The sequence below is a fragment of the Endozoicomonas sp. SESOKO1 genome (genome assembly GCF_024606265.1).
Lineage (GTDB): Bacteria > Pseudomonadota > Gammaproteobacteria > Pseudomonadales > Endozoicomonadaceae > Endozoicomonas.
Genome location: NZ_JAHHPP010000023.1, coordinates 1 through 6595 on the forward strand (window position 1 = coordinate 1; position 6595 = coordinate 6595).

The window sequence follows — 6595 nt, forward strand, 5'->3', positions numbered from 1 at the left end:
TAAACTGCCTGGCTTTATTCAGGGTAAGCAGGGAGCGCATCAGCAAGCCATAAATTCGCTCTCCGGTGTTTTTGGGCTTGTTAAAAAGAATGGTCCTGGGTAAGTCAAATATCGCCCCTTTTTGCAATTGCTCAGTCAGCGGGTAAAGGTTATCAGCGAGATGGTCCAGCGTATCGTTCAGTAATCTGGTCTCTTCAGCAAACGACAGACACCATACCGGCCTCCCAACGCCGGGAACGTGAACGGCCAGCGGTGCTGCATTGCCATCGGCCACCCTGGCGTCAACATTGACCTGGAACCCCATGGCTTTGGTACCCAAATCAGCGACTTTAAGATGAATGTTGTAGGTGCTTGGCAGTTTAATCTCCTGACATCCCGGGATTGACCAGATGATGATGCTTTTGCTGATTTCTGAATACCTGTCGGAGTTAAATGCCTGCAGCTTTTCAAAGAGCGCCCTGGCAGAGTCTTCTGTGGTGCAGATAACGTCAATATCATTGAACGATGAGCAGCGGTTCTGCAAAAAACGTGCGTATGAACCGGTAATCAGAATGGGCGGACTATCAGAATCATTGATTTCCTGAATAATCTCGAGTGTTTTCAGTGTCAGTGCATTTAACGGCGGAACCTGCTTGCCCGGAAAACCCGGTCCGCCTGTTTTTGGGCATTGCTCCAGGGGTTGGGCTGCCCTGACTGCGTCTGCCTGATCGTCAGGTATATTGTCTATTTCATTATGTTGAACGGCAGTGTTTACGTACCCGTGCGGATGATCATTATCCCGCCTCCTGTCAACGGACCTTTCCCATTTAAACAGTAACTCGTCGATTACATTGGCTTCGGGGCTGCATTGCCTGAGCCAGTAGCCTAAAGCATTGCGCAGCCTGCTTCCTTCAGGAAAATTCTGAAGGCATTCCAGCACCTTACCCTTATGGATTGGTTGTCCATAGACAAGCTGGTTGGTGATATAACAGTTTGCCAGGAAGAAGAAGTGTATGCATAAGTTTTGAAATGAACTCCTCAGTGCCTTGATGGATTGCCATACCTGCCCTGCGGACACCCGCTGATGATCAATTGGCAGCTCGTGCTGCATAGCCATGAATTTCAATATACATTGCAGCCGATGTTGTTCATCGTCCTTGACCGATATGCTTTTTAACATCTGCCAGGCCTCCTGAAGAATATCCTGGGCTTCGTCAGTCTCATCGTACTGCTGAGGTTGTTTCAACCTTTGCATCAGAAACCTGACCTGCCTTGACGAATAATCCCCGGGTGCCTCATTGAACGCTTGTAATACTTTCCGGTTATCCAGATGGTTGCCATTCAATGCTTTTGCATTCAGGGCCAGCTGAGCATAAAAAATGGCTTTTTCGAGTAACCACCCACCGCGTTCATAATCCTTGACTATGGCGTCCGGTGCGACCAGCTGGCCATTTAACGCCAGGCCCCTCAGGCAACATTCCGATTTGAAGCGCGCTATCCCCAGTTTGCCTTCCGGGCTGTTCGGGAAATCCTCGACCACCGTTTCCGGTGTGACCTGCTGGCCCTTCAATGACAGCCCCATCAGGCAACATTGTTCCTGAAAGCGTGCCATTCCCAGTTTGCCTTCCGGACTGTTCGGGAAGTCCTTGATCACCTCATCCGGTGTGACCTGCCGACCCTTCAATGCCAGGCCCCTCAGACAACATTCCTCCTTAAAGCGCGCAAGTTCCAGCGTTGCCCCGGACGCCTGATAATCCTTGACCACCGCATCCGTTGTGACCGGCAGGCTATTGAGCGGCAGGCCCCTCAGGCAACATTCCGCTTTGAAGCGCGCTATTCCCAGCTTGCCTTCCGGACTGTTCGGGAAATCCCTGACTACCGCATCCGGTGTCACCTGCAGACTCTTCAACGGCAGCCCCCGCAGGCAACATGCCGCCTTGAAGCGCGCCAGCTCCAGGGGTGCCGGGATGTCCTGAAAATCCCTGGCCACCGCCTCCGGTGAGACCGGCTGGCCCTTCAATAGCAGACCCCTCAGGCAACATTCTTCCTTGAAGCGCGCTTTCGTCAGTCTGCCCTCCGGACTATCCGGAAAATCCGTAACCACCGTATCCGGTGTGACCTGTTTGCCATTCAATGGCCGACCCCTCAGGCAACATTCCGCTTTGAAGCGCGCCACCTCAAGTGTTGCCCTGGCTGCCTGATACTCCTTAACCACAGCATTCGGTGTGATCGCCTGACCATTCAACGACAGACCCCGCAGGCAGCATTCCGCTTTGAAGCGCGCCAGCTCCCGTGTTGCCCTGGCTGCCTGATACCCCTTTGCCACCACCTCCGGTGAGACCTGCTGGCCACTTAACGGCACTCCTCTCAGGCAACATCGTTCCTTAAAGCGCACCAGCTCCAATGTCGCCCCGGCTAACTGAAAATTGTCAGCCACTGTCTCCGGGGTGACCAGCTGGCCATTCAGCAGCAGGCCCCTCAGGTAACATTGTTCTATGAAACGCGCCAATTCCAGTGTTGCCCTGACGGCCTGATAATCCTTGACCACCGCATCCGCTGTGACCCGCTGACGATACAATGGCAGTCCTCTCAGGCAGCAGCTTTCCTTGAACCGTGCTTTACCCAGCCTGCCCTCCGGACTCCCCGGGAAATCCTTGACCACCATTTCCGGTGTGACCTGCCGACCATTCAACAACAGGCCTCTCAGGCAACATTCTTCTTTGAAGCGCGCTATCGCTAATTGGTACTTTTTATTCCGGTCTGGCTCCCGGCTGAACTCCTGAATGACCTGGTCAGGGTTTACTTTTTTGTTGCCATGCAGAATGTTCTGTAAACAAAGCTTTTGCAGGAAGAAGCCACTCCTGAGAGACGATCCATCATTTCTATAGGCACCAAGCACTCCAGCCGAGGTGATTTGACGACCATGTAATGGTTTTTTTTCCCAAAAGGCATCCTCAAAACATTTGCCATTATCCGGGGTGGTCGCTGTACCTCTGTGAGAATGATGGTTTGAGACCTTTTTACCGTTAAATATATTTCTGCAATGTTTAGGAGTCGCGCCTGGACGGGGTTGTTGAACCAACCGGCCTGCAGGCTGTGGCTGGGAGTAAGTTGATGCGGTTGCTTTCAGAATGAACCCCTGCACACTTGGACTATAAACAACGCGGTTTGACCTCAAAATAATTATTAGGTTCCATTTATGAAATATCCGGGCTAGTGTGCGGACATTTATAACCACTCCATGCTATCCATGATGAACCATCGCAAGCAGTGTTTTGATAAATTCCTGCCGCCTGATCTGGTAATCATTAACCGGTTGAGTTGTTGATAGCCAGTCGTTGACTCTGTGACCGAAATCATTACGGCAAACATGGTCAGTCAATTTTGTCTGAAGCCTGGCTGTCAGTGAATAAAGGCGTTGTTGCTCTGCCTGCAGCTGGCTGGAAAGATGGTCAGATTTTACTTCAGAGTTCAGGGTGATAAATTTCCAGGCTTTATGCAGGGTCAGCAGGTAGCGCATAAGCAAGCCGTAAATACGCTCATCAGGGTTTTGGGGATAATTAAAAAGAATGGTTCGCGGTATGTAAAATACTTCGCCTTTTTTCAATCGCTCTGTCAGCGGGTCAAGGTTCTTAGCGAGGTGTTTCAGCGTATCGTTGAGTAATCCGGTTTCTTCAGCAAACGACAGGCACCGTACCGGCCTCTCAACGCCGGGAACGTGAACCGCCAGTGGTGCCACATTGCCACAGGCCACTCTGGCGTCAACATTTACCTGAAGCGCCATTGCTTTTCTACCCAAATCACCGTCTTTAAGCTCAATATGGTAGGCATTTGGCAGGTTAATCTCCTGACATCCCGGAATTGGCCAGATGATGACGTTTTTGGGGATTTCCGAGTCTGTGTCGGTGTTAAGTGCCTGCAGCTTTTGCAAGAGTGTTCTGGCAGACGTTTCTGTCGGGCAGATGATGTCAACATCATTAAATGATGTACAGAGGTTCTGTAAAAAACGTGCGTATGAACCAGTAATCAGAATGGGCGGACTGCTATCAGAACCATTGATTTCCTGAATAATCTCCAGTGTTCTCAGCGTCAGGGCATTTAACCGGGGAGCCTGATTCTCCGGGAAACCCGGCCTGTCTGTTTTTGACCACTGCTTCAGGGTTTCGGCCGCAACTGCCTGAGTGGTGAACCTGTTTTCTGTTGCATTCCGGTACTTCCTGGCCTGGTAAGGAAATTTACCTTTCCTGTCAGGGCTGGCAACGGTCACTTCTACCGATTTTGCCCTTCGGCCAGTGCTGTCTATATCAGGGATCACGTCGGGAAGGTGATCCCTGTATCTACGTCCGGGGCGCTCTCTACTGACGACAACAGAAGCCTTATGCAGATTGTCAGAAACTCCGTGCCCGTGGGAATCCGGGGTAACGCCGTTGTCTCTTTTAAACAGTAACTCATCGATTATATTGGCTTCTGAGCTGCATTGTGCAAACCAGCAGCTTAAAGCATGGCGCAGCTTGCTTCCTTCAGGAAAACCCTGAAGGCACCCCAGCACCTGATTCTTCCGGATGTGTCGTCCATTAACAGACTGTCCTGTGATATGGCAATGTGCCATGAAGAAGAAATGGATGCGTGAAGTCTTGAATGAACACCTCAGTGTTTTGATCGATTGCAATAACTGTTGGGCTGACACTCTCAGATGATCAATGGTCAATTCATTCTGTAATGCCATGAATTTCAGTACACATCGGAGTCGACGTTGCTCATCGTCCTTGACCGATGCGTTGTTCAGGATTTGCCAGGCCTCTTGGAGTATATCCTGGGCTTCGTTGGCTTCATCGTACCATCGGGATTTTTTCAGTTTTTGAATCAGATACTTTGTTTGCCTTAAAGCATGTTCCCCGGGGACTTCATTAAAGGCTGCCAATACCTTCTGGTTATCCAGGTAGGAGCTATTCAATTTTCTTGCACTCAATGCCAGCTGGGCATAAAAGAAAGCTCTTTCGAGCAACCAGCCACCACATTCATAATCCTTGACCACTGCCTCCGGTGAGACCTGCTGTCCATTCAGTAGCAGGCCCTTAAGGCAACATTCCCCTTTAAAGCGAGCTATCCCCAGTTTGCCTTCCGTGCTACCCGGGAAATCCCTGATCACTGCATCTGGTGCGACGGGCTGGCCATTGAGGGGCAGGCCTCTCAGGCAGCATTCCGCCTTGAAGCGGGCTATCCCCAGTTTGCCTTCAGTGCTACCCGGGAAATCCCTGATTACCTCACAGGGAGTGACCTGTTGGCCATTTAACGCCAGCCCCCTCAGGCAGCATTTTCCCTTAAAGCGTGCCAGCTCCAGTGTTGCATTGGCAGCCTGATAATCATTAACCACTGCTTCCGGGGTGACCTGCTGGCCATTTAACACCAGGCCTTTCAGGCAACATTGTTCCTTAAGGCGAACCAGCTCCAGTGTTGCCCTGATGGCCTGATAATCCCTGACCAGTTCATCCGGAGTGACCTGCTGGCCATGCAACGCCAGCCCCCTCAGGCAACATTGTTCCTTAAAGCGTGCCAGCTCCAGTTTTGCATTGGCGGCCTGAAAATGTTTAACCACGGCAACCGGTGTGACCTGCTGGCCATTCAAGGCCAGGCCCTTCAGGCAACATTCCGCCTTGAAGCGGGCCAGTTCCAGTATTGCATTGGCGACCTGATAATCCTTAACCACGGCATCCGGTGTGACCGGCATGCCATTAAACGGCAAGCCCCTCAGGCAACATTGTTCCTTAAAGCGTGCCAGTTCCAGTCTTGCCTTGATGGCCTGATAGTCCTTGACCACGTCCTCCGGAGTGACCTCCCGGCCATGCAACGCCAGCCCCCTCAGGCAACATTCCGCCTTGAAGCGCGCTATTCCCAGCCTGCCTTCCGGACTGTCCGGAAAACCCTTCACCACCGCATCCGGAGTGACCGGCAGGCCATTCAATCGCAGGTTCCTCAGGCAACATTGTTCCTTAAAGCGCGCTGCCGCCAGTTTGCCTTCCGGACTATCCGGGAAATCCTCAAGCACCATATCCGGTGTGACTGGCTGGCCATACAACGACAGGTTTGTCAGGCAGCATTGTTGCTTAAAGCGTGCTGCCCCCAGTTTGCCTTCCGGGCTATCCGGGAAATCCTTCACCACCATATCCGGTGTGACCGGCTGGCCATACAGCAGCAGGTTCCCCAGGCAGCATTGTTCTTTAAAGTGGGCTGCCCCCAGTTTGCCTTCCGGACTATGGGGGAAATCCCTGACCACCATATCCGGCGTGACCGGCTGGCCAGACAACGGCAGGTTCTTCAGGCAACATTGTTCTTTAAAGTAAGCTATCCCCAGTTTGCCTTCCGGAGTATCGGGGAAATCCTTGATCACCATATCCGCTGTAACCGGCTGGCCAGACAATGGCAGGCTCTTCAGGCAGCACTGTTCTTTAAAGCGGGCTTTCCCCAGTTTGCCTTCTGCCCTCTCCGGGAAATCCCTGACCACCATGTCCGCTGTGACCAGCTGGCCATTCAAGGACAGCCCCCTCAGACAACATTCCGCTCGGAAACGGACGATCCCCAGTTTGCCTTCCGGACTGTCCGGGAAATCCTTAACCAC

2 protein-coding genes are annotated in these 6595 nt (G+C 52.0%); both read right to left on the reverse strand.

Annotated features, from left to right (window positions below):
- The coding region (locus KDK13_RS01565; RefSeq protein WP_257283012.1) for a hypothetical protein at positions 1–3061 on the reverse strand (3061 nt) is incomplete at its 3' end.
- A gap of 162 nt (positions 3062–3223) precedes the next feature.
- Positions 3224–6595, reverse strand: a 3372-nt coding sequence (locus tag KDK13_RS01570; protein WP_257283013.1) for a hypothetical protein, incomplete at its 5' end; no start/stop codon positions are given.